At 33.7% G+C, this 22,801-nt stretch carries 21 protein-coding genes and 1 other annotated feature; of the genes, 3 read left to right on the top strand and 18 right to left on the bottom strand.

What is annotated here, in order from left to right; all coding sequences use genetic code 11:
* Positions 1–43: 43 nt before the first annotated feature.
* Positions 44–412 carry a hypothetical protein gene (locus CLOLE_RS10975; protein ID WP_013657185.1) on the bottom strand — a complete coding sequence of 123 codons (369 nt, stop codon included), beginning with the start codon at positions 410–412 and terminating at the stop codon, positions 44–46.
* Between the two features lie 55 nt (positions 413–467).
* Positions 468–1,238 carry a DUF3298 and DUF4163 domain-containing protein gene (locus CLOLE_RS21860; protein ID WP_013657184.1) on the bottom strand — a complete coding sequence of 257 codons (771 nt, stop codon included), beginning with the start codon at positions 1,236–1,238 and terminating at the stop codon, positions 468–470.
* 149 nt (positions 1,239–1,387) lie between these two features.
* Here CLOLE_RS21860 and CLOLE_RS10965 point away from each other — a divergent pair, with 149 nt between their 5' ends.
* Positions 1,388–2,743, top strand: coding sequence for an aldehyde dehydrogenase family protein (locus CLOLE_RS10965; protein WP_013657183.1), 1,356 nt, complete (start codon positions 1,388–1,390; stop codon positions 2,741–2,743).
* Positions 2,744–2,788: 45 nt separating this feature from the next.
* Here the strand turns inward: CLOLE_RS10965 and CLOLE_RS10960 are convergent, their stop codons facing one another.
* The 5 genes from CLOLE_RS10960 to CLOLE_RS10940 form a co-directional block, all read right to left on the bottom strand.
* Positions 2,789–3,016, bottom strand: coding sequence for a hypothetical protein (locus CLOLE_RS10960; protein WP_013657182.1), 228 nt, complete (start codon positions 3,014–3,016; stop codon positions 2,789–2,791).
* Between the two features lie 64 nt (positions 3,017–3,080).
* Positions 3,081–4,025, bottom strand: a complete 945-nt coding sequence (locus CLOLE_RS10955) for a tyrosine-type recombinase/integrase (RefSeq protein ID WP_013657181.1) — start codon at positions 4,023–4,025, stop codon at positions 3,081–3,083.
* A gap of 66 nt (positions 4,026–4,091) precedes the next feature.
* Complete coding sequence (locus CLOLE_RS10950; RefSeq protein WP_013657180.1) at positions 4,092–4,916, bottom strand: formate/nitrite transporter family protein; 825 nt, start codon at positions 4,914–4,916, stop codon at positions 4,092–4,094.
* An 84-nt stretch (positions 4,917–5,000) separates the two neighbouring features.
* On the bottom strand, positions 5,001–5,543 hold the full coding sequence (locus CLOLE_RS10945) for a hypothetical protein (protein WP_013657179.1): 543 nt from the start codon (positions 5,541–5,543) through the stop codon (positions 5,001–5,003).
* Between the two features lie 32 nt (positions 5,544–5,575).
* Positions 5,576–5,851 carry a hypothetical protein gene (locus CLOLE_RS10940; RefSeq protein ID WP_013657178.1) on the bottom strand — a complete coding sequence of 92 codons (276 nt, stop codon included), beginning with the start codon at positions 5,849–5,851 and terminating at the stop codon, positions 5,576–5,578.
* 521 nt (positions 5,852–6,372) lie between these two features.
* On the opposite strand from CLOLE_RS10940, the gene CLOLE_RS10935 reads away from it, so the two are divergent.
* A complete protein-coding gene (locus CLOLE_RS10935; RefSeq protein WP_013657177.1) occupies positions 6,373–7,626 on the top strand; it encodes an ISL3 family transposase in 1,254 nt (417 codons plus the stop codon).
* 69 nt (positions 7,627–7,695) lie between these two features.
* Here CLOLE_RS10935 and CLOLE_RS10930 read toward each other — a convergent pair whose 3' ends face one another.
* The 5 genes from CLOLE_RS10930 to CLOLE_RS10910 form a co-directional block, all read right to left on the bottom strand.
* Positions 7,696–8,142 carry a GatB/YqeY domain-containing protein gene (locus tag CLOLE_RS10930; protein ID WP_013657176.1) on the bottom strand — a complete coding sequence of 149 codons (447 nt, stop codon included), beginning with the start codon at positions 8,140–8,142 and terminating at the stop codon, positions 7,696–7,698.
* A 61-nt stretch (positions 8,143–8,203) separates the two neighbouring features.
* Positions 8,204–8,383, bottom strand: coding sequence for a 30S ribosomal protein S21 (gene rpsU / locus CLOLE_RS10925; RefSeq protein ID WP_013657175.1), 180 nt, complete (start codon positions 8,381–8,383; stop codon positions 8,204–8,206).
* A gap of 183 nt (positions 8,384–8,566) precedes the next feature.
* Complete coding sequence (alaS, locus tag CLOLE_RS10920) at positions 8,567–11,212, bottom strand: alanine--tRNA ligase (RefSeq protein WP_013657174.1); 2,646 nt, start codon at positions 11,210–11,212, stop codon at positions 8,567–8,569.
* 28 nt (positions 11,213–11,240) lie between these two features.
* Positions 11,241–11,825 carry a M15 family metallopeptidase gene (locus tag CLOLE_RS10915; protein ID WP_013657173.1) on the bottom strand — a complete coding sequence of 195 codons (585 nt, stop codon included), beginning with the start codon at positions 11,823–11,825 and terminating at the stop codon, positions 11,241–11,243.
* A gap of 50 nt (positions 11,826–11,875) precedes the next feature.
* Positions 11,876–12,094: a binding site (T-box leader), on the bottom strand.
* Positions 12,095–12,198: 104 nt separating this feature from the next.
* A complete protein-coding gene (locus CLOLE_RS10910; protein ID WP_013657172.1) occupies positions 12,199–13,425 on the bottom strand; it encodes a DUF1015 domain-containing protein in 1,227 nt (408 codons plus the stop codon).
* 154 nt (positions 13,426–13,579) lie between these two features.
* Here CLOLE_RS10910 and CLOLE_RS10905 point away from each other — a divergent pair, with 154 nt between their 5' ends.
* Positions 13,580–14,308 (top strand): lysophospholipid acyltransferase family protein, encoded by a 729-nt coding sequence (locus CLOLE_RS10905; RefSeq protein ID WP_013657171.1) that lies wholly within the window; start codon positions 13,580–13,582, stop codon positions 14,306–14,308.
* Positions 14,309–14,364: 56 nt separating this feature from the next.
* On the opposite strand, the gene CLOLE_RS10900 is transcribed toward CLOLE_RS10905, so the two are convergent.
* From CLOLE_RS10900 to CLOLE_RS10875, 6 genes are all read right to left on the bottom strand, one after another.
* A complete protein-coding gene (locus CLOLE_RS10900) occupies positions 14,365–15,594 on the bottom strand; it encodes a BaiN/RdsA family NAD(P)/FAD-dependent oxidoreductase (protein ID WP_013657170.1) in 1,230 nt (409 codons plus the stop codon).
* Between the two features lie 353 nt (positions 15,595–15,947).
* Positions 15,948–16,523, bottom strand: a complete 576-nt coding sequence (gene pgsA / locus CLOLE_RS10895; protein ID WP_013657168.1) for a CDP-diacylglycerol--glycerol-3-phosphate 3-phosphatidyltransferase — start codon at positions 16,521–16,523, stop codon at positions 15,948–15,950.
* Positions 16,507–17,853, bottom strand: coding sequence for a 30S ribosomal protein S12 methylthiotransferase RimO (rimO, locus tag CLOLE_RS10890; RefSeq protein WP_013657167.1), 1,347 nt, complete (start codon positions 17,851–17,853; stop codon positions 16,507–16,509). Before rimO ends, pgsA begins: the two co-directional genes overlap by 17 nt.
* A gap of 34 nt (positions 17,854–17,887) precedes the next feature.
* Complete coding sequence (folD, locus tag CLOLE_RS10885; RefSeq protein WP_013657166.1) at positions 17,888–18,736, bottom strand: bifunctional methylenetetrahydrofolate dehydrogenase/methenyltetrahydrofolate cyclohydrolase FolD; 849 nt, start codon at positions 18,734–18,736, stop codon at positions 17,888–17,890.
* Between the two features lie 21 nt (positions 18,737–18,757).
* Positions 18,758–20,428: a formate--tetrahydrofolate ligase gene (locus CLOLE_RS10880; protein ID WP_013657165.1), complete on the bottom strand. Its 1,671-nt coding sequence runs from the start codon at positions 20,426–20,428 to the stop codon at positions 18,758–18,760.
* A gap of 35 nt (positions 20,429–20,463) precedes the next feature.
* Positions 20,464–22,761 (bottom strand): FtsK/SpoIIIE family DNA translocase, encoded by a 2,298-nt coding sequence (locus CLOLE_RS10875; protein WP_013657164.1) that lies wholly within the window; start codon positions 22,759–22,761, stop codon positions 20,464–20,466.
* Positions 22,762–22,801: the final 40 nt, after the last annotated feature.

Below are 22,801 nucleotides of genomic sequence, written 5' to 3'. Positions count from 1 at the left end.
TTTAAAGAATTATTTTCAAAATAAGCAGTGAAACTTATTTAAATTATTTGGGTGAAAAGATTTCCAAATGTTCTTGGTCTATCCCCCAATGAAGTTTATTATCTTCTATAGTATAAATCATCTGAAAACTCATATTCCCAACGGTATATTCTATAGTGTTTGGTGAAATAATACGATAAACACCCTCGGGTAAATTATTTTTAAAGGTAACCTTGCCATCTTTTGTAAAGGTTAGAACTTCCCCAGTTTCTTCTGATTGCCAAGTATGAACCAAGGTAATAGCCTCCTTTTGCTTAAGAAAAGCTAAACAAAAGAAACTTATAACAAGTAATCCTATAATCATTAAAACGGCTATAGTGCCTCTATAACGAGGCTTCCTTTTTTTCTTTAGCACATATTTTGGTTGATACATGATTCCCCCTAGTTTTTTCTTTATATTTTACACTAAAATAGACTTATTGACAATTCTATTTCATATAAGGTAATAGCTTTGTCATATCTAAGGGGATTTCTATTACTCCTGCTGCATATGGTGCTATTTCATATACATTAAAAACGATGACAATTAAGCCATCTTGATTAATATAAAAATTTTGCTCATCTTTAATACCTACAAAGCCACCATCGCCTACAAAAAAAACTTCACCTTGTTGTATTCTACGACTTATTTGTTCATTGATTCCGGCATTAATTAAGGCTTTATAATCCACTGTAGGTTTGAATAGATCTTTTAACGAAATAATTTTATTTTTTATTAAATCAATGGTAATATAACGTAGTTCACCTAAGCCATGAGCTCCTCCACTATATTGATATTTAAAAAACTCCAATGTATAGTAAGGGTATGGAGAAGGAATAGCCGTATAACTTTCTAAGTATTCAAATTTCAGTGGCTTTAATCCATCGCGAATCATTTCTTTATTATATTGCAAGGCTTCTGAAATGGCATTTTTTTTTCTGGCTTTTGCTTCTTTTAAAAGATTTTGATTGAATTGCCTTTGAAAGGTGCGATCTGTAAGGCCTTGGAGTTGTGGTATCTTCATGTCTAATGAAATCACTTCAGACTGATAATGATAAGACTTAGGACAAGCTGTTACAGAATTTTGCGTTGCCATTACGAAAATAGCTGCTCCAGGTTTTTCTTTAGCCGGTTGTGTTTTGGCATAAAGTGTTGTAAATAGCATGCAGTAAATCAAACCTAAAGCGCACATTGCTTGAATCATTCTTTTTTTATTCATTTTATGCCCCCTATATAATTTATTTATACTCTTATTGTACCCTTATAAAAAAACCATATGTTAGATAAAGATTTGTAAATCTGCAAAGTATTTCATCTTGAAAAATATGTCATAGCTTTGTTTAAAAATTTTTCTAAAGAGGTGTCATAATGTCTTCTATTTCACAATGTGTTCAAGATATGAATCATTATTTTTATACCCGAAAAACTTATGATTTAAAACTTCGTACGTATTACTTAAAAAAATTTAAAAGTGCTATTTTGAATCATCAAAAAGAAATTGAAAAAGCGCTTCATAAAGATTTTAAAAAGCCAGCTTTTGAAACTTACTTAACTGAAATTTATACAACAATTTCAGAAATCAATCATACACTTAAGAATCTTAAAAACTGGTCAAAGCCTTTACAGTATAAAGGAGTACTTCCGGTTATAGGTGGCAATACAAAAGTATTGAAAGAACCCTATGGTATATGTCTTATTTTTTCACCTTTTAACTACCCTTTTCAATTAGCAATGATGCCTCTTATTGGAGCTATTGCAGCAGGCAATTGTGCCATTGTTAAGCCTTCAGAATATACACCAGCTACGAATAAAGTACTTCGTATGATTTTAAATGAAGTTTTTCCACCCTACTATGTAACACTTGTGGAAGGTGATAGCATGGTGTGTACTGAACTTCTTAACGAACCACTAGATTATGTTTTTTTCACCGGTGGCATAGAAACGGGTAAAAAGGTAATGAAACAGGCATCTGAACATTTAATCCCTGTAACTTTAGAACTAGGTGGGAAAAGCCCTGTTATTGTAGATCATACAGCTGATTTACGTTTAGCAGCTACTCGTATTGTATGGGGTAAATTTTTAAATGCAGGACAAACCTGCGTAGCTCCAGACTATGTTCTTGTTCATGAAAGTGTAGCAGATCGCTTGTTATGTTATATAGGTTTTGTATTACAACATTTTTACAGAGAAAAAAAGCATATGGCACATATTATTAATGAAGCACATTATGTTCGTTTACTTCAACTTATAAATGAAGATAAAATACATTTTGGTGGACATTTTAATACAGATGAATTATATATTGAACCAACAGTTCTGTACCCTGTCGCACCTTCTGACTTATGTATGCAAGAAGAAATTTTTGGCCCTATTTTGCCTATTATACCTTATAAGCGTTTAGAAGAAGCTATTCATTATGTCCAACGTTATCCTAAGCCACTAGCATGCTATCTTTTTAGTAAAGACCAAAAACGTATTGACTATTTACTTAAACATCTTTCTTTTGGAGGTGGTTGTATTAATGATACAATATTACATGTTACTCACCCACAAGCTCCTTTTGGTGGGGTAGGTTATAGTGGAATGGGGGCATATCATGGTTACAATAGTTTTAGAACCTTTACTCATGAGAAAACCGTTCTTTATAGTACTCCTAGGGAGCTTCCTTTTCGTTATCCCCCTTATGATAAACAATTAAAATGGATTAAAAAAATGATTCGATAAACAAATAAAAGTGACTTCTACGATAAAGAAGCCACTTTTATTTGTTTATAAATCATGACAATCATGCCCTTTTTTCTTCTTAATTTGATTAAGTGTATCTAAGAAGCTTTCAATTTCACCAATTTCCATGTCACTCTTAATGTTCATGGTGTGAATTTTTTCTTCTCTAAAGTTTTTTAGGTGCATGGTCAACCCTTCATTAGAATCTTTCTCGGTGTAAATACAGCGATAACCTTCGTTATATTTTTGCTTAAGTTCATTTAAATCACTCACAACTTACACTCTCCTTTCAAATTACATGTCTTAGTATAAGTCGTTTTTTGATTTTCATACGAGATTAATGAAAACTTAGTTTTTTAATCTGTTCTTGCTTATTGTGCGCATCTATTTCGTGAGTATAGATGGACAAAGTAATAGAAGGATTGCTGTGAGAGATTAAAGAAGAGATTGTAGAAATATCCATATTAGCTGCAATACAATAAGAAGCGAATGTATGTCTAAAAAGATGCGCATGAATATGACGACCCGTTGCAGCAGAAAGTTTTTTCATTAAATCATGTAATGTACGTGTTGGCATATAATTGTTAGAATCCGTTTTGCTCGGGAACAGATAATGACTTTCTTGAAGCAGATTTTGAAGTCCCAGAGATAAAGTGCTGATAGATTCATTGTAATTATCTAAGGCTTTCTTTAACTCATCATGTATAGGTACTTGATTATATTTACCTCCTTTTGTAAAAAGTGTAATGGTATTTTGTAATAAATTAATATCTTGTTTTTTTAAAGCAACTACTTCGTGGGCACGACATCCCGTATAAAGAAGAATACTAATAAGAAGCTGATTACGCAGTGAACAATAATAAAGATAGTCATAATAAGTGTTATTTACCTTTAATTTATATTGCTTCTCTTCTTTTTTTAAAAAATCAAAAATAAGAGAGATTTCTTCTCGGCTTAAAACTTCTTTAGGAACAACATTTTTCTTTGAACGTATAGGATCAATGTATTCATGAAGCTTTTCTGTACAAAGTTTTTTACGGTAACAAAATTTAAAAAAGCGATGCATAACTACTCTTTTACGTTTAATAGATGTCATTTTTAATTTAGAAATTTCTATAAAATAATCTTGAAAATCCTCAAAATTTAGGTCATCCACTTCCTTCTTTTGTGTCCAGTTCTTAAATTGATTTAAATCTTGTAGGTAAGCCTTAATCGTGTGAGAAGATAACTGTTCAGCTTCTAAAGACGATATAAAATATTGAATGGCTTTTTCAATAAGCATCTACAAATCCTCCTCATTAAAACAGATATAATAAAAGCCGCAGTATTAAACTGCGACTATGCTATTTTATTGTTGTGATGGTTTGGTGAGTTTTTTGTAAATAAGGAAATACATTCCTCCAATAAATACACCACCAATAATATTACCAAGAGTTACGGGAATTGCATTATTAATAAGGAATTTTCCCCAACTTAGCTGATCAGCTGTTGCATGAGCCAGTTCCATATATTCAGCATTATTCTTCACAAAAAGTGCTACAGGAATATAAAACATATTAGCTACAATATGCTCTGCCCCGCTGATTGCAAAAGCAAAAATAGAGAAGAAACCAGCCATTACTTTTCCTGTAATATCTTTAGCTGCATAAATCATCCAAATACCAGCACATACATAAATGTTACAAATAATCGCTAAACAAAGAGCTTGCGTAAATTGAAGGTTTGATTTAGATACGGCTGTTTTAATCGCATAAGCACCAAAACGACCATCACTCATATTAAGAATGCCGCTATTTGCTACTAAAAATGCGATTACTACTGCTCCAATAAAATTACCTACTAATACAATAATTAAATTTTTAAAAAATCCACCCCATGTTGTGCGTTTTTCTAAAGTTGAAATGACGATTAAGCAGTTTCCAGTGAATAAATCTGCACCATTGATAACTACAAACATAAGTCCAATAGGGAATACTGCACCCGTTACTAATTTAGCTAAACCTTTATTTGCAACATCATGAGCTGCTACTGAGGAAGCAAAGCCACCTAATGCAATGTAAACACCTGCCATGATAGCCATTACTAGTACTAATAATGCACTACGATTAACTTTGTTGACACCGCCATCGCTAGTATAATTTGTGATTTCCTGTGGTGATAAATAATTTGCCATTTGTATACACTCCTTTTTCAGTATTAGAGTATACCATTATCACCTTGAGAATTCAATAAGCTTCTTGCCTTTTTATGTGTATTTCTACTTCTGTTTATACATATCTTGTAGTTTTTGGGTATAATCACGTTCTAGCTGGTGATAGGCTTCTTTCTCTTTAGTGATTTGTTCTTTTAGATGAGATATGTCTTCTTTAAAGCTTAACTTTTGTTCTAATAATTCATTGCGAAGTTGAAGCTCTTGTTTGTCTTTTAATTGAGTTAACTCCTGTTGTTGCTTCGTTTCTAACTGATTTTTTTCTTCTTTTAACTTTTCTACCTCTCGTTGCAAAAACCAAATTTCAGAAGCTAATTCATCATTTCTATTTTTAAGTTTACCATTCTCATTATTACGTTCTTCGATTTCCAACTCTAAGCGCTTATATCCTGTTACTTGTTCTTTTAATAATGTAATCTCTTCCTCGAATTTGGTATGCAATAAAAGATGGTTATTCAATTGCTGTTGTACTTGCTCCTTCTCTTTTACCACATCTGATAACTTACTTTTTAAAGCTTCTATTTCCTGAAGTTGACTAAATTCTTTTTTTTCAGCATCTTCTAGTATTTCTTTTGTCTTTTTATGTTCCAACAAAATCTCTTCTTTTTCAGCTACTTGCTCTTCTATTTTTTTTCTATCTCCTTCAACTGTTGCTGATAGCCTAGCTGACTTTTTTCTATCATATGGGTATAAATACCTTGTACTCTTTTTAATAAAGTCTGCAATTCTTTTAAATCACCTTCAAAAAGTGAGTTTTCTTCTTTTGCTTTTTCTAGCTTATAACTAGCTAATAACATCCCCATAAACTCTTTGCCACTTAGCGTACTGTCTTTCATTAATTCACTTAATTCATTTTTCAATTCTTCTGGTACTTTTACACCAAATGTTACATCTGCCATTACTTCTCTCCTTGTATGTAAACTTACATTATAAATAGTTAACCTTTATTATATATAAAGTTAACTAAAGTTAACTTTATATATAAGTTAACATATTTTCAAAACTAAAATCAAGCCACCACAGATAATTTTATATTATCTGTGGTGATTTGATAAAAAAGTGAGAAAAGGTATTAGATTATTAAAATAATATTCTGTAAATTATATAAAGATTACCATTTAAATATAGAGACTTCAAAAAAATGCTATTTAAACGGGTATTAAAGATATCGTATTTCTAAAATAGAATTCAAAATAAAATGAATGACATTAAGGAGTTAATACTATAGAGAGATATAACAAGGTAATAAATCAGACGAAATAAAATGATTTGGCAACCAGTGAACTGGCTCATTTGGAGAATTGAAGATGAAAATAAAGGCTCTACAATAAATGTTGGGGTTTGAAAAAATGATTGCATAATAAAAGAGCATTTTCAACAATCCTAAGTATGACTAATACTTACAGAAAGGTTGTCGACTATGCTCTCCTTTTATTATTCCCAAAAACTTCTTAATCTATCAGGTGTTTTAATAAAAGATATTATCCATACTGAAAATAAAGCTATCTTTGAAATTGAAATGCAACGTAAACTTCACGCTTGCCCTTGTTGTGGCCATTCTACACAACGTATTCATGATTATCGCAGGCAAAAAATCAAAGATATTCCTTCCTTTGGTTCTCATACACTCCTTCTTCTTAGAAAAAGAAGATATGTTTGTCAATCTTGTGGTAAGCGTTTCTATGAAAGCATTGACTTTCTTCCTCGCTATCATCGCATGACCTCACGTTTAATTCTTTACGTTTTATCTCAGTTAGCTTCAACTTCTTCTTTTAAGAGTGTTGCTCAGCATGTTAATCTGTCTACTTCTACTGTTGTTAGGATTTTTGATAAACTTTCCTACTCACCATCTTCTTTACCTAAAGTATTAGCTATTGATGAGTTTAAAGGAAATACCAATCACGAGAAGTATCAGTGTATTATTACTGACCCTGAAAATCATAGAGTTCTAGATATTTTGCCTAATAGATATAAAACTCACTTAGCTTCATACCTATTAAAGTTTGATACTTCTCAAACCTCTATCTTTATTAGTGATATGTGGTCTACTTATCGTGACTTATCCCGTGAAATTTTCTCTTCTGCAACTTATGTCGTTGATAAATATCATTATGCTAGACAAGTTTTATGGGCTTTTGAAGCTGTTCGTAAAGAAGTACAAAAAGACTTTTGTGATCATCGAAGAAAATACTTTAAGCGATCTAAATCTCTACTCATTAAACACTATCATGACTTAAATAATGATCAAAAACAAAGACTTAATGTCATGCTTTATACAAGTGAAAAACTATCTAACGCCTATTTACCTAAGGAAAGTTTTTATGAGGTAATGGCATCAGAAGATTACAATACAGCCAAAGAACGACTTACAAAGTGGATCATTTATGCTGAAAACAGCGGTTTACCTCGCTTTGTTACAGCTGCTCAAACAATGAATAACTGGATAGGTGGCATTCTTAATTCATTTACTACACCTTACACAAATGGTTATACAGAAGGTATAAACAACAAAATCAAAGTTCTCAAACGCAACGCATATGGTTATCGTAACTTCGAAAGATTTAGAAGTAGAATACTACATATGTGTAATAAAAAAGCAGCTAAGATAGATTTAAAAAATCTTCTTAACTGCTTCTACATCATCATACTTGGGATACCCCAACTATTGACATAGAGCCTAAAAAATTAGCAAGGAATGCAAAAAGGACGTCCTTCTGGACGTCCTCATTAAGCATTGCACTGATTAATTGGATAAACATTGTTTAACAATGCTGCTCACTTTTTGGTTATCAGCTCTGCCACTCACCTTAGGTTTAATGGCAGCCATAACTTTACCCATATCTTTCATAGATGTTGCTTCAACTTCTTCGATCACTTGATGAATAAGTGAAGTTAGCTCTTCATCACTTAACTGCTTAGGCAAGTAACCTTGTAAAACAGTAACTTCTGCATTAGTATCTGCTACTAAATCTGGGCGATTTCCCTTTTCAAAATCAGCGAGAGCATCTTTGCGTTTCTTGATTTCTTGTACAATAATATCAAGAATTTGTTCTTCACTAACCTCCTGCAGAGTGTCTTTCTCTTTTTGAAGAATGGCACCACGAATGCTTTGGATGGTATTTTTGCGAAGGACATCTTTTTCTTTCATGGCTTCTTTCATATCTGAAAGAAGTTTTTCTTTTAAAGACATCTGCATCATCCCTTGTACAAAAAGCTTATGCTTTTGTATTCATATGGTAAACAACAAACAATTAATATTGTTTGTTTTTTTTACGTGCTGCTTCTGATTTCTTTTTACGTTTTACACTTGGTTTTTCATAGTGTTCTCTTTTGCGGATTTCTTGCATGATACCTGCTTTTGCACAGTTTCTTTTAAATCTACGAAGAGCGCTATCTAATGATTCATTTTCGCGAACAGTAACCTCTGACATTTCTTTCCCTCCCTCCGGTGCAATGTTGTGCTTTATGCATTTGTACGGAGAAAAGATTAAAGCACTACGTTAAATTATAAAGTAATTTACGTGATACGTCAAGTATTCCACGTATATTTAATAGGATATCCTTAAGTTTTTATTACTTTTGATTCATATAAAATACATCATATATTATAAAAACTAGGCATTAAGCTGTGCGTTGATTGTTGTTTCAGCAACAGTAATAGCTTCTTTAATCTTAGAAGCATCTTTACCACCAGCTTGTGCCATATTAGGTCTACCGCCACCTTTTCCACCAACAACACCTGCTACAGCAGAAATGATTTGACCACAGTGTACCCCTTTTTCTACAGCACTTGGAGTAGCCATAGCTACAAGGTTTACTTTATCTGCAACATGGCTCATTAATAAAACAACCCCATCTTGAAGTTGATCTTTTAATGAATCACCCATGTTTTTAAGATCATTCATATCAAGTTCATCTATTTGACTTACTAACACTTTTATACCATTAATCGTTTTTGCTTGCTCAGTAAGGGCTCCTGCCTTACTAGCTGCAATTTCAGCTTTAAGTTTTTCATTTTCTTTTTCAAGATTTTTAAGCTCAATAGTCATACTTTCCACTTTTTTTACTACTTCTGTTTTTTTAGCTTTAACGAGAGCACTTACCTCATTTAAGCTATTTTCCATTGTTTGATAGAAATGAAGAGCACCTCTACCTGTTACTGCCTCAATACGTCTTACGCCAGCAGCAACACCTGTTTCAGAAATAATTTTGAAAGTACCAATAGCAGCTGTATTTTGAAGGTGTGTACCACCACAAAGCTCTACTGAGTAATCACCCATATTAACAACGCGTACTGTTTGGCCATACTTTTCACCAAAGAGAGCCATTGCGCCTAACTTTCTAGCTTCATCAATAGGCATTTCTTTAATAGTAATGGTTAAACCTTCAAGAATTTTTTCATTTACCAAAGCTTCTACTTTTTCAAGTTGTTCATGAGTTAAAGCTTCAAAGTGAGTGAAGTCAAAACGTAGACGATCTTTATTCACATTTGAACCTGCTTGCTCGATATGCCCACCTACCACTTCACGTAATGCTTTTTGTAAAAGGTGAGTTGCACTATGGTTACGAGAAGTATCCATACGTGATACATTTTCTACTGTAAAAGTAGCAGATTGACCTTTTTCAATAGAACCTTCTACTACTTGAGCATGATGAGCAAACTTACCACCGATAACTTTAGTTGTATCGCTAACAACAGCTTTACCTGTAGCTGTTGTAATAAGACCGGTATCACCTGCCTGACCACCACTTTCAGCATAAAATGGTGTTTCAGAAATAACAACATAAATAGAGTCACCACAGCCTGCTGCTTCTAAAAGTTCTTCATCATTTGCAAGTACCTCTAATGTACCTGTTGTTTCAAGCTTATCATAACCCACAAAAGTTGTCTTCATAGTTGAATCCATTTGATTAAATATGGTTTCATCTGCACCCATATATTTAGAACCACCACGCGCATCCCTTGCTTTTTGACGTTGAGCATCCATTTCTACTTTGAAACCTTCTTCATCAGCTTTTAATCCCTGTTCCTCAAGAATTTCATGTGTTAAATCAATAGGAAAACCATAAGTATCAGAAAGTGTAAAGCAAGCTTTACCGTCTAATACCGTTTTACCTTCTGCTTTCATTTCATCGATGTGTGCTTTTAAAATATTAAGTCCACGGTCAATCGTTTCATTAAAGTTCTTTTCTTCTACAGTAAGAAGTTTCGTAATATATTCATATTTATCTTCAAGCTCTGTATACTCATGTTTGGAATTATCAACTACTGTTTTAACAAGATCTTTTAAGAATAAACCTTCAATACCTAATAATTTAGCATGTCTAACGGCACGTCTAAGAAGTCTTCGCATAACATAGCCGCGCCCTTCATTAGAAGGAAGAACACCATCCGCAGCCATAAAAGTTACTGAACGAATATGGTCTGTGATAACACGAATTGATACGTCGTTTTTGTAATTTTCACCATAAGTAACACCTGCAAGCTGGCAGACGTGATCACGGATAGCTTTGATTGTATCGACATCAAAGATAGAACTTACACCTTGCATCATAGCTGCAAGTCTTTCAAGTCCCATACCTGTGTCAATATTCTTTTGAGCAAGTGGTGTGTAAGTCCCGTCTTCATGGCGCTCAAATTGGGTAAATACTAAGTTCCAGAATTCCATATAACGGTCACAGTCACAACCCACACCACAATCAGGGCTATCGCAGCCAAATTCAGGACCTCTATCAAAATAGATCTCTGAACAAGGGCCACAAGGTCCATCAATACCAGCTTCCCAGAAGTTATCTTCTTTACCCATATAAATAACTTTTTCATTAGGTAAGCCAATTTTATTTCTCCAGATTTCAGCTGCTTCTTCATCATCTTGGTAAACAGTTGCAAATAAACGTTCTACTGGAATCTCAAGGTGTTTTGTAACAAACTCCCAAGCCCATTCAATCGCTTCTTCTTTAAAATAGTCACCAAATGAGAAGTTCCCCAGCATTTCAAAGAAAGTACCGTGACGTGCTGTTTTACCAACATTTTCAATATCACCTGTACGAATACATTTTTGACAAGTTGTCATTCTTCTTCTAGGTGGTTCTTCTTGACCAGTAAAGTATGGTTTAAGTGGTGCCATACCTGCATTAATGAGTAATAAACTATTATCATTGTGTGGTACTAATGGAAAGCTTTTTGCACGAAGATGCATTTTACTTTCAAAAAATTTAAGATACATTTCTCTTAGTTCATTTAAACTATAGTTTTTCATTTGCTCCTCCTAATAAATATCATTTATATTAACCTTGATTTAGCGCTATATACTCTTCTAAACAAAGCCCCTTTTGTTTCATCACGGTAGCTACTTCTATACCTACATAACGGTAATGCCAAGGTTCATACGTAATGTGTGTGATGTGTGTTTTATCTTTAGGATAACGTAGTACAAATCCTTCTAAATAACTATTTTTCAAGAGCCATTTACCAGTGGGCGTTTCACCAAAACTTATAATAAGAGGATCTTCCAGAACTCTCATACTCCAAGTTGTCACATCAATGGCTAAGCCTAACTGATGTTCACTATGTCCAGGAACTGCTACTATTTTAGCAGCTTCTATTTTGGCTGTTGTTTCATCCATACCTTGTTTTTGATAGAAAGCTATTTTTTTATCAAAAAGCTTTTGCTGATAAATAAAAGAACGATAGCCACTTACTAAGCTTAAAGGCTCTAACCATTCATTAAACAACCTATTATTAAGCCTTATAAAAGCATGAAGTACAACTTCACATACCCAGATTCCTGAAGTAGGATCCTGAATTAAATCTTCTGGAATAAAAGTCTCACTTAAGCCATGAGAAGGATTAACTAAACAGACGTCATTCATATATAGCCTCCTTTAAAAAGTTACTGGAAATACAAAAAAACCTCAATCCCAATAGGGACGAGGTTTCTCGCGGTACCACCCTAGTTATAGGCATAAAAAACCTATCACCTTAAGGATTGTTAACGAAATCACCCGAATACCTCTACTTTTGTATGTTCAAGATATTTACTCCAAGACTGCTTCTATAAACAGGTATTAAAAAGCTTTCACCAATTGCTTCTCTCTCTGCAAACCCTTATTTATATACTCCTTCTTTTCACAGTAGTTCATATATATTATACGTTTAGTTTAGTTTGTCATATGCTATTCTTATACGATTATATGTAATCTTTTAGTTTTTGTCAATATATGACTTTTAAGGCTTTAGTACGTCTCAATCATTAATTTCATGAATAAAAATACCACTACGTAGTTTAGGCTCAAACCAAGTTGATTTTGGTGGCATTAATTGATGTGCATCTGCTACTCGAATAAGTTCATCCATAGAAGTTGGGAACATGCTAAAGGCTATATCCATATCTGTATCTGTTCTTCTATTGAGTTCTTCTATACCACGAATACCTCCTACAAAATCAATGCGTTTATCACCTTTTGGATCATGAATTTTAAAGATAGGCTCAAGAACATAGGTTTGTAGTAAAGAAGCATCTAACGAAGCGACAGGATCTGTTTCATCAATCCATTCTGGTTTCATAGTTAACTTATACCATTTCTTTTCGTAACGTATTCCGAAAGTATGTCTCTCCTTAGGTTTATAAATTGTTTCATTGATAGCTTCTATTTCAAATTTCTCTTGTAATTGGTTAAATAATTGCTCAGCATTTAAATTGCTTTCATCTTTAAGAACACGATTGTAATCCATAATACAAAGTTGTTCTTTAGGAAAGATAGTTGCTAAAAAATACTGTGCATCTTCTGAGTTTTTTCCTTCTTCACGGTACTTTCTTGCTACAGCCGCAGCAGCTGCTGCACGATGATGCCCATCTGCAATATAAAGTGCATCAGCTTCTTCAAAAGCACAGGTAATGTTATGAATCGTATGAGGGTCAGATACTTTGAACACCTCATGTTTAACACCATCTTCTCCTATAAAGTAATAAACAGGTTCATGTTTAGCGGTGTATTCTAATAACCAAGCTGTTATAAGTTCTAATCCTTTATAAGCCAGAAAAATAGGGCCTGTATGGGCCTTGCAGTAAGAAACATGCTTGATACGATCTAACTCTTTGTCAGTTCTTGTATTTTCATGTTTTTTGATAATTCCTTCATCATATTCTTCAGCGGATACTAAACAAACAAGTCCATATTGTGTGGTCATACTATTACTTAAACCATAGATATATAAACTAGGCTCATCTTTAATAAAAACACCTTCCTTAATCATACGTCTTAGCGTATCACCTGCGAAAGCATATAATTCATCCCCTTTTGGATTTGTAATATGCATTTCAGGTTTGTCTACATGAAGAAAAGAATAAGGGTTTCCTTCTACCATCTTTTTTGCTTCTTCTGTATTCATTACATCATAAGGTAAAGCAGCTACTTTAGTCACTAATGAATTGGTTGGTCTGAGTGCACCAAATGCACGTATGGTTGCCATTTTATCACTCCTTTCAATTAATGTTTATATCATAACATATTTTCTGACAAGAATGAATATTTTATGTTGAATCTTTAGTAATGATGTTTTCATTTTACCTTCATTGGTTTTGTATTATAATAAAAATAGTATCAGATAATTTGGAGGCGAAAAAATGAGGACAATAATGTGGTTTGTAAGCTTTGTTTTTACTTTGATTGGAACTCTTCCTAAATTAAGAAAAGCCCATAGTTTACAAAAAAGTGGTGATGTAGAAGCATTAGAAGCTTATGTTCACGAAGTATCTACAAAATGGATGTTAGGTAATATTAAGCGTAGTGGTGCAACAGTAGAAGTTAATGGACTAGATAATCTTCCAACTGACCAAACTGTTGTTTATGTTAGTAATCATCAAGGAAACTTTGATATTCCTCTTTTGATGAGTTATATCAATAGACCTAAAGGCTTTATTTCTAAAATAGAAGCTAAGAAAATTCCTATCATTGTGAAATGGATGGAATTATTACACTGTGTCTTTATGGACCGTTCTACTTTAAAAGGTTCCGCAGGAGCTATTATTGAGGGAATTAAGGTTTTAAAGCAAGGACACTCATTAGTTATTTTTCCTGAAGGTACAAGAAGTAAAGGTGATCAAATGGGTGAATTTAAAAGTGCAAGTTTTAAGCTTGCTACAAAAGCAGGTGTACCTATTGTTCCTGTTACTATTGATGGGTCTTATAAGCTCATGGAACTTAATCATAATAAAATTAAACCTGCACATGTTAAATTAACGATTCATCCAGCTATTCCTACTAAGGGCTTAAGTAAGGAAGCTTTAGAGCTCTTACCAGATCAGGTCCATGCAATAATCGAAAGTAGTTTACCTTATAGAAAAGCAGACTAATATTCTTATAAATTATGCAAAACAAAAAATAGAAAATATTTCCTTGGAAATATTTTCTATTTTTTGTTTTGCATAATACTATCTGCACATAAAGCTGCCGTAGAAAACGCCGCTTGAATATTATAGCCACCAGTATCTCCATCTATATCTAAAACTTCACCTACAAAATACAGTCCTTTTTGTTTACGACTTTCCATCGTTGTTGGATTCACTTCTTTAAGATGAACTCCACCTGCTGTTACCATTGCTATATGAAAACCACCTAAACTCGCAATAGTAAAAGGACATCTTGTAAGTTGGTCAACTAATGCTTCTCTCTGTTTCTTTGAAAGTTCTGCGCAGGTTGTATGTTCATCTAGGGAAATACGTTGGCATAAAGCTTGATAAAGTGTTCGTGGTAATTCAAATTGCTTTAAAAAAGTAATGATTTCTTCTTTTCCTCTTTTAGCAACCTCTGAAGCAAAATAGGCTTTAATGTTTTCATAGCTTTTAGGATATAGAAAATTTACTTGCAGCGCATCACCACTTTTCATCCACCTTGAACTATTAATAATGGCCGGTCCTGACAAACCTTTATGTGTAAATAATAAATCACCTACATAATTTTGAATTTTCTTCTGTTCTCTCCAAATCGTTACTTCTATTTGTTTAACTGAAACACCTGAAAGCACTTTAAAAGTATTTTCATCAAGTCTTACATCTGTCAAAGCTGGTCTAGGTTCAATAATGCGATGTCCCAAATGCTTGGCTAATAAATAACCTGTTCCATCTGAACCCATATGTGCATAGGATTTTCCACCTGTAGCAATGACAACTTGATCACTAAAATAGCGTTTACCAGTGGCAGTTTCTACTGTAAAAACTTTATCATATACAGAAATCTGATTTACAAGCTCATTATAAATCATTTCTACATTAGACTTTTGACACTGAACAAGTAAAGCATTTAAGATATCCACACTTTTCATGCTTTTAGGGAAAACTTTATTATTAGGGAATACCGTATAAGCTACACCTGCTTCTTCAAAAAAACGCATGGTTTTTTTATTGTCAAAAGCTAATAAAGCTTTTTTTAGAAATTTTGCTTTATCATCATAGCAGTTAAAAAAATCCTCTATATCACCGGCATGTGTAAAATTACATTGACCAGCACCTGATATAAGAAGTTTTTTACCTGCTCCTTTGTTACGTTCTAATAATAACACTCTCTTTTGCTTTTTAGCTAAAGCTTGAGCAGTAAAAAGACCAGCCGGCCCACCACCCACAATAATGGTATTATAATGCATACCTTATATCCTCCACTTATTTGACCTTCTTTCCTATTATACAACAATTTCTCACTTTATTTAAAGCTTTAGGTATATTATTTCCATATTCTACACAAATTAAAATGAAGTTAGATAGGTGAGGCGAAAAATGAAACGTTTTATTATTTTACTTATCATTATATTAATTACATTTTTTTGTTTTTGCTACCAAGGTTATACCCTATCACACAAGGTCATTGTACTAGGAAGTGAACCTGAATATATATCTTATTAGCACCTTCTGAGCTACTTTATATTCAGTATGATGCTACAGATACTATTTCAGATTAAAAATACGGTATCTCATGAACCAATCATGAAATACCGTATTTTTAATGCGCTTCTGTTTTAAAGACATCTTTATTTTTCCATAAGTATTCAAAACCAGATACTAAAGTAAGAACTAAAGCTAAATAAGCTAAACAAGTAGCTAAAACAGGAAGTATAGGCCAATTAACTGGTAATAAATACACAATAATCATAGCCATTTGTATAACTGTTTTCAGTTTACCTAGGTAACTTGCTGCAATAACATGATTTTGATTAGCTGCAATAAGTCTTACGCCTGATACCATGAATTCTCTCAGAAGAATAAAAACAACAATCCACGTAGGCAATATGCCAGCAGGTAACATGCCTTTAATTCCAAAGTCAACAACAGCTAACATCGCAGCTGTAACAAGCATTTTATCTGCTAAAGGATCCATAAATTTACCTAAATTAGTCACTAAATTCAGCTTACGTGCTAAATAACCATCTAAAAAGTCAGTTAAACTAGCAATAATAAAAATAGCTAGTGCAATCCATAATACTGTACCTATGGATAAAGACAAAGGTAACCATATGATCCCCATAAAAGCAAATACTAAAACGACACGTAGTAACGTGAGTTTATTCGCTATATTCATCTACTATCTCCCCAATCAAATCATAGTCGTTTGATGCTGTAATACGTACATCTACAAAATCACCTGAAATGAGTTCTCCTTCATATTCTACAAATACTTCACCATCTATATCAGGTGCATCTTGATAGGTACGACCAATATAAACATCCTCATCAGTAATCTTACCTTCAATAAGGACCTTCATGGTTTTACCCACTTTTTCAGCTGTTAAGGCGCTAGAAATACCATGTTGAAGTGCCATAATAGCATCACGACGTTTAATTTTTGTTTTTTCATCAATTTGATCTTCAAATAAAGCTGCTGGTGTTCCTTCTTCTTTTGAATAAGTAAAGACGCCTAGACGATCAAATCGCATTTCTTTTACAAAATCATATAAAATTTGAAAATCTTCTTCTGTTTCACCTGGAAAACCTACAATAAGCGTTGTACGAAGTGCAATACCAGGTATTTCTTGTCTCAACTTACCAAGGCGTTCTTTAAGCTGTTCCAGAGAACTTTTTCTTGCCATACGCTTAAGAATGGCTGTTGAAGCATGCTGAATAGGTATGTCTAAATACTTACATACTTTAGGATTCGTTTTAATTTCTTCAATTAATTCATCAGTAATACTTTCTGGATAACAATATAAAACGCGAATCCATTCAATTCCCTCTATTTCTCCAAGTTCATGTAGTAATTTTGCAAGAGAAGCATTTTCTAGGTCACGCCCATATTCTGTTGTATCTTGTGCTACTAAAATAATTTCCGAAACACCATCTGCTGCTAATTTTTCAACTTCAGCTTTAATTTTATCCATTTGACGACTTCTATATTTTCCTCTTAATTTAGGAATAATACAGTAAGTACAATGCTTATCGCAGCCTTCGGAAATCTTTACATAAGCAAAGTAACCCGCAGTTGTTAAAATACGAGGCATTTCATCTAACATTTCACGATCAATCAAGTCAAAATGCTGAGTACGAAGTCCTTTTTGTTCTAAAATACCATTGGCAATGTCCACAATCTTATCATATGAAGTGGTTCCTACAACAGCATCTACTTCAGGAATTTCATCTAAAATTTCTTGCTTATAACGCTGAGCCATACAACCTGTTACGATAAGAGCTTTACAATTCCCTGTTTCTTTGTAGCCAGCCACTTCTAATATATTTTCAATACTTTCTTTTTTGGCATCTTCAATAAAGCAACAGGTGTTAACAACAATGACATCTGCTTTTTCTTCATCACCTGTTAAAGAAAAGCCTCCTTGATTGAGTAGCCCTAGCATATGTTCGCTATCGACTAAGTTTTTATCACATCCAAGTGATACAAAAGATACTAAATAATTCAAAATGCTGCTCCTTTCATGTTAAGCTAACCTTATGTTAGCAGTGATTACTTTTAGCAGCAAGCACACAGTTCTTCATAAGCATAGCAATTGTCATAGGGCCTACACCGCCTGGAACAGGTGTAATAGCTGCTACATGATCCTTGGCTGAATCAAAGTCTACATCACCACAGAGCTTACCGTTTTCATCACGATTCATGCCTACATCAATTACAACTGCATCTGCTTTTAATTGTTCACCTTTAATAAACTTTGGAATGCCTACAGCGGCAACCACAATATCTGCTTGCTGAAGTATATCAGTTAAATTGTTAGTTCTAGAATGACAGATAGTAACTGTACCATGTTCTCTTAATAAAAGCAAGCTTACAGGTTTACCTACAATATTACTTCTGCCAACAACCACGCAGTTTTTACCTACTATATCTACATGACTACGTTTAAGTAGTTCAATAATACCTGCTGGTGTACAAGATACAAAGCCAGGAAGTCCTATACTTAAGGCACCTACACTTTGCGGATGAAAGCCATCTACATCTTTTGCTGGAGAAATACGCATAATGACTTTTTGTTCATCCATATGTTTTGGTAATGGTAATTGAACTAAAACACCATGTACCTGGTCATCTCGATTAAGCGTATCAATAAGCTCAAGTAAATCTGCTTCAGGTGTTTCTATAGGCAATTCATAGCTAAAAGATTTAATACCTACATATTCACAAGCTTTCTTTTTATTCCCAACATACACCTGTGAAGCACTATTATCCCCAACTAAAATAACAGCAAGACCAGGATGAATACCTTGTGTTTTAAGTAATGCCACTTCTTCTTTTAATTCATCTTTAATCATAGTAGAAATAAGTTTACCATCTATAATCTTTGACATCTTCTCTCCCCCTTATTATCTTTAGAATAAGCCTGTAACAACGCCTTTACTATTAATATCAATTTGTTCAGCTGCAGGCTTTTTAGGAAGTCCTGGCATTGTCATTACATTACCTGTAAGAGCAACAATAAATCCAGCACCTGCTGATATTCTAATCTCTCTAATAGTTGTTGTAAAGGCTTTAGGTCTACCAAGTAATGCCGCATCATCAGATAAAGAATATTGATTTTTTGCCATACATACTGGTAAATACTCAAGACCTAAACTGTTAATTTTAGCAAGTTCTTTTTTTGCTTTAGGTTCAAACACAACTTGATCTGCTCCATAAATAGAAGTAGCAATACATTTTATTTTATCTTCTATACTCATATTGTCATCATAAAGTGTTTTAAACTTACTAGGTTCTGTATCAAGAACTTTTAGAAGTTCTTCTGCTAAAGCAATACCACCTTCTCCACCCTTTTCCCAAACATTAGCTAAGGCAAAGTGACATCCTTTAGCTTTGCAAGCAGCTTCAACAGCAGCAATTTCGGCTTCTGTATCTGTTACAAATGCATTTAAGGTCACTACAACTGGTACACCATAAAGTTGAAGATTTTCAATATGCTTTTCTAGATTACTCATACCTTCTTTAAGAGCTTCCACATTTTCATTTTGTAAATCAGCTTTTTGAATGCCGCCATTATATTTAAGCGCGCGAATAGTGGTTACTAATACTACTGCGTCTGGTTTTAGATTGGCTTTGCGACATTTAATATCAAAGAACTTCTCAGCACCTAAATCTGCACCAAAGCCTGCTTCAGTAACGACAATATCAGCCAATTTTAAAGCAAGTTTTGTAGCAATAATACTATTACAACCATGAGCAATATTGGCAAAAGGGCCACCATGCATAATAACAGGGGTATTTTCTAAAGTTTGAACTAAGTTAGGTTTAATGGCATCTTTAAGTAAAGTAGTCATTGCGCCTTCTGCTTTTAAATCACCTGCTGTTACAGGTTCACCTTTCATATTATATCCAATAATAATTTGGCTGATTTTTTGTTTTAGATCATCTAGGTCTGTTGCAAGACATAAGATAGCCATAATTTCAGAAGCTACTGTAATCATAAAACCATCTTGGCGAGGTACACCATTCATTGGCCCACCAAGACCTACTACGATTTCTCTTAAAGCACGGTCATTCATATCAACGCATCTTTTCCAAGTAATGGTACGCACATCGATATTTAAGCTATTACCTTGGTGAATGTGGTTATCAATCATAGCAGCAAGTAAATTATTAGCAGCACTCATGGCATGAATGTCACCTGTAAAATGAAGATTAATATCCTCCATTGGAACAACTTGTGAATAACCACCACCTGCTGCACCTCCTTTGATTCCCATACAGGGGCCTAAAGATGGTTCACGTAAAGCAATGATCGCATTTTGTCCAAGCTTGCATAAGGCTTGTCCAAGACCTACGGTTACTGTTGTTTTTCCTTCACCAGCTGGTGTTGGGTTCGTAGCAGTTACTAATACCAACTTACCATTCGAATGGCTTTTTACGCGGTTCATTAATTCATAGGAGAGTTTAGCTTTATAATTCCCGTATAATTCTAGCTCTTCTGGCGCAATACCAGCTTTTTTAGCAACTTCTTTAATAGGTTTCATAATGGCTTCTTGTGCAATTTGAATATCTGTTTTCATCTTTTGCTCCTTTAACTTTGTAAATTGGTATGATTTTATAAAACTTTTCTAGGTTTACTTCCTTCATCAGGGCCAACAATACCTCTGACTTCTAAAGCTTCCATTAGTCTAGCTGCTCGATTAAAACCTATTCTAAAATAGCGTTGTAACATAGAAATAGAGAGTTTTTCCTTCTCTGCAGCAAATGCAATGGCTTTTTCTAAGAGTTCATCTTCCTCTTCATCATCTGCAGCTATGGGCATAGCTGCATTTTCCAAAGTTTGAATGACTTCTTCCTCGTAAACTACATGATCTGTTTTAATAGCGTTTACAATGCTTTCAACTTCTTGGTCAGAAATAAATGCACCTTGAATACGAATAGGTTTAGATTGCCCTACAGGATAAAAAAGCATATCTCCTTTACCTAAAAGCTTTTCAGCCCCTACCATATCTAAAATCGTTCGTGAGTCTGTACCAGAGGAAACAGCAAATGCAAGTCTTGATGGAATATTAGCTTTAATAACTCCCGTAATAACATCAACTGACGGTCTTTGAGTTGCTATAACAAGATGAATTCCAGCTGCACGAGCCATTTGAGCAAGGCGACAAATAGCATCCTCTACTTCCTTTGCACCTGTCATCATAAGGTCGGCTAACTCATCAATTATGATAACAATCTGTGGTAATTTAGCACTTTCTTCTATTTGTTTCTCATTATAACCCTTCATATCCCTGACATTATTCTCTGCAAATAAGTTATAGCGTTTCGTCATTTCGTTAACAGCCCAGAATAATGCCCCAGCTGCTTTTTTAGGATCAGTTACAACCGGAATTAATAAGTGCGGAATGCCATTATATACACTTAATTCAACTACCTTAGGGTCAATCATAATGAGTTTGACCTCATGAGGTTTAGCTTTATAAATAATGCTTGTAATTAAGGTGTTGATACATACACTTTTTCCAGAACCAGTTGCACCAGCTATTAAAATGTGAGGCATTTTTCCTATATCGGCAATAATAGGTTTACCTGCAATATCTTTGCCTAAAGCAAAAGCAAGCTTAGAGGGAAAAGCTAAGAAGCGATCAGAATCAATAACTTCTCTTAAGTATACCATTTCACTTGTTGTATTGGCTACCTCTATTCCCACTGCAGCTTTACCTGGTATCGGTGCTTCTATACGAATATTAGGGGCTGCTAAGTTTAAAGCAATATCATCTGCAAGATTAACAATTTTACTTACCTTAACGCCTTGTTTAGGTTGTAATTCATAACGTGTGACAGAAGGTCCTTTATGTATTTGTGTAACCTTAGCTTCTACTCCAAAACTACCTAGTGTTTCTTCAAGTTTACGTGCATTACTTAAAGATTTTTTTGAAGCTTCTTTATTTTGAATAGCTTGTCCTTTTTGAAGCAAAGTGATTGGAGGAAATTGATACGGCGGAATAGGTACAGTATTTTCTTTAGTAAGTTCAGCCATAGTTTCTTCTATAACAGTTCCTTCATTAATTGCAACTTTTGATGCTGCCTTTATCGGTTCATCTTCTTTAGTTTCTTCAGTGTCTTCTATTCTTGTAGTGTTTTCACTATAAACTGATGAATCGTATATAGGAATTTCATCAAGTCTATGCGGTTCAGAAGCTATCAATGTTACCTCTTCATCTTGCATTGATGGTGTTTCAGACATAGGTTTTGATAACTTTTTAGAGGCTTTTGATTTCTTTTTGTTGTTTTCTTTGGTTGCCTTCATTTTTTCTTTGTGTGCATTGATATAGGCTACAAAACGTTCATTAATCCATGAAAAAACAGGAAATTGTGTTAAAACTAAAATCCACACTCCTAATAAAACGGTTAAAATAACATAGGTACCATATAAACCTATTAGACTTAAAAACAAGTAACTTAACACGGCACCTATATAGCCCCCATTTTGCCAACTTGCTTTTTCCAAGTAACTGATACTTAATAAGGATAAACTCTTATCTTCTCCATAATAAAGCAAATGAAAAAATATAATGAGCATAAATAATAAGGACCCTAAATAAACTGCTAGTTTAACCACTCTATCAAATCGACCTTGAATATAAAAAATTCCTATAATCATAGTAGCTACAGGAATAATATAGCCACCGACTCCAAATAAGCCTATAAAGACTTGTTTTAGAAAACTACCAAATAATCCGGATTTATCTGAAAAAATACCGATTAAAATCAAAACACCTATACCCATTAAAGAAATACCTAAGATTTCTTTAGAAATAGCTGGGGTAGTATCCTTAAGGACTGTGCGTTTTCTTTCACCTGTTGTTCTTTTCTTAGTAGAATATCTCCCTTTTCCTTCTTTTTTACTCATTTGTAATACCCCTTTATTCTTATCTACCCTATCTCCTTTA

The sequence above is a fragment of the Cellulosilyticum lentocellum DSM 5427 genome (assembly GCF_000178835.2).
In the GTDB taxonomy this organism is placed as follows: domain Bacteria; phylum Bacillota; class Clostridia; order Lachnospirales; family Cellulosilyticaceae; genus Cellulosilyticum; species Cellulosilyticum lentocellum.
Note: the sequence above shows the minus strand (reverse complement) of the source record. Positions and strands in the feature narration are given on the sequence as shown.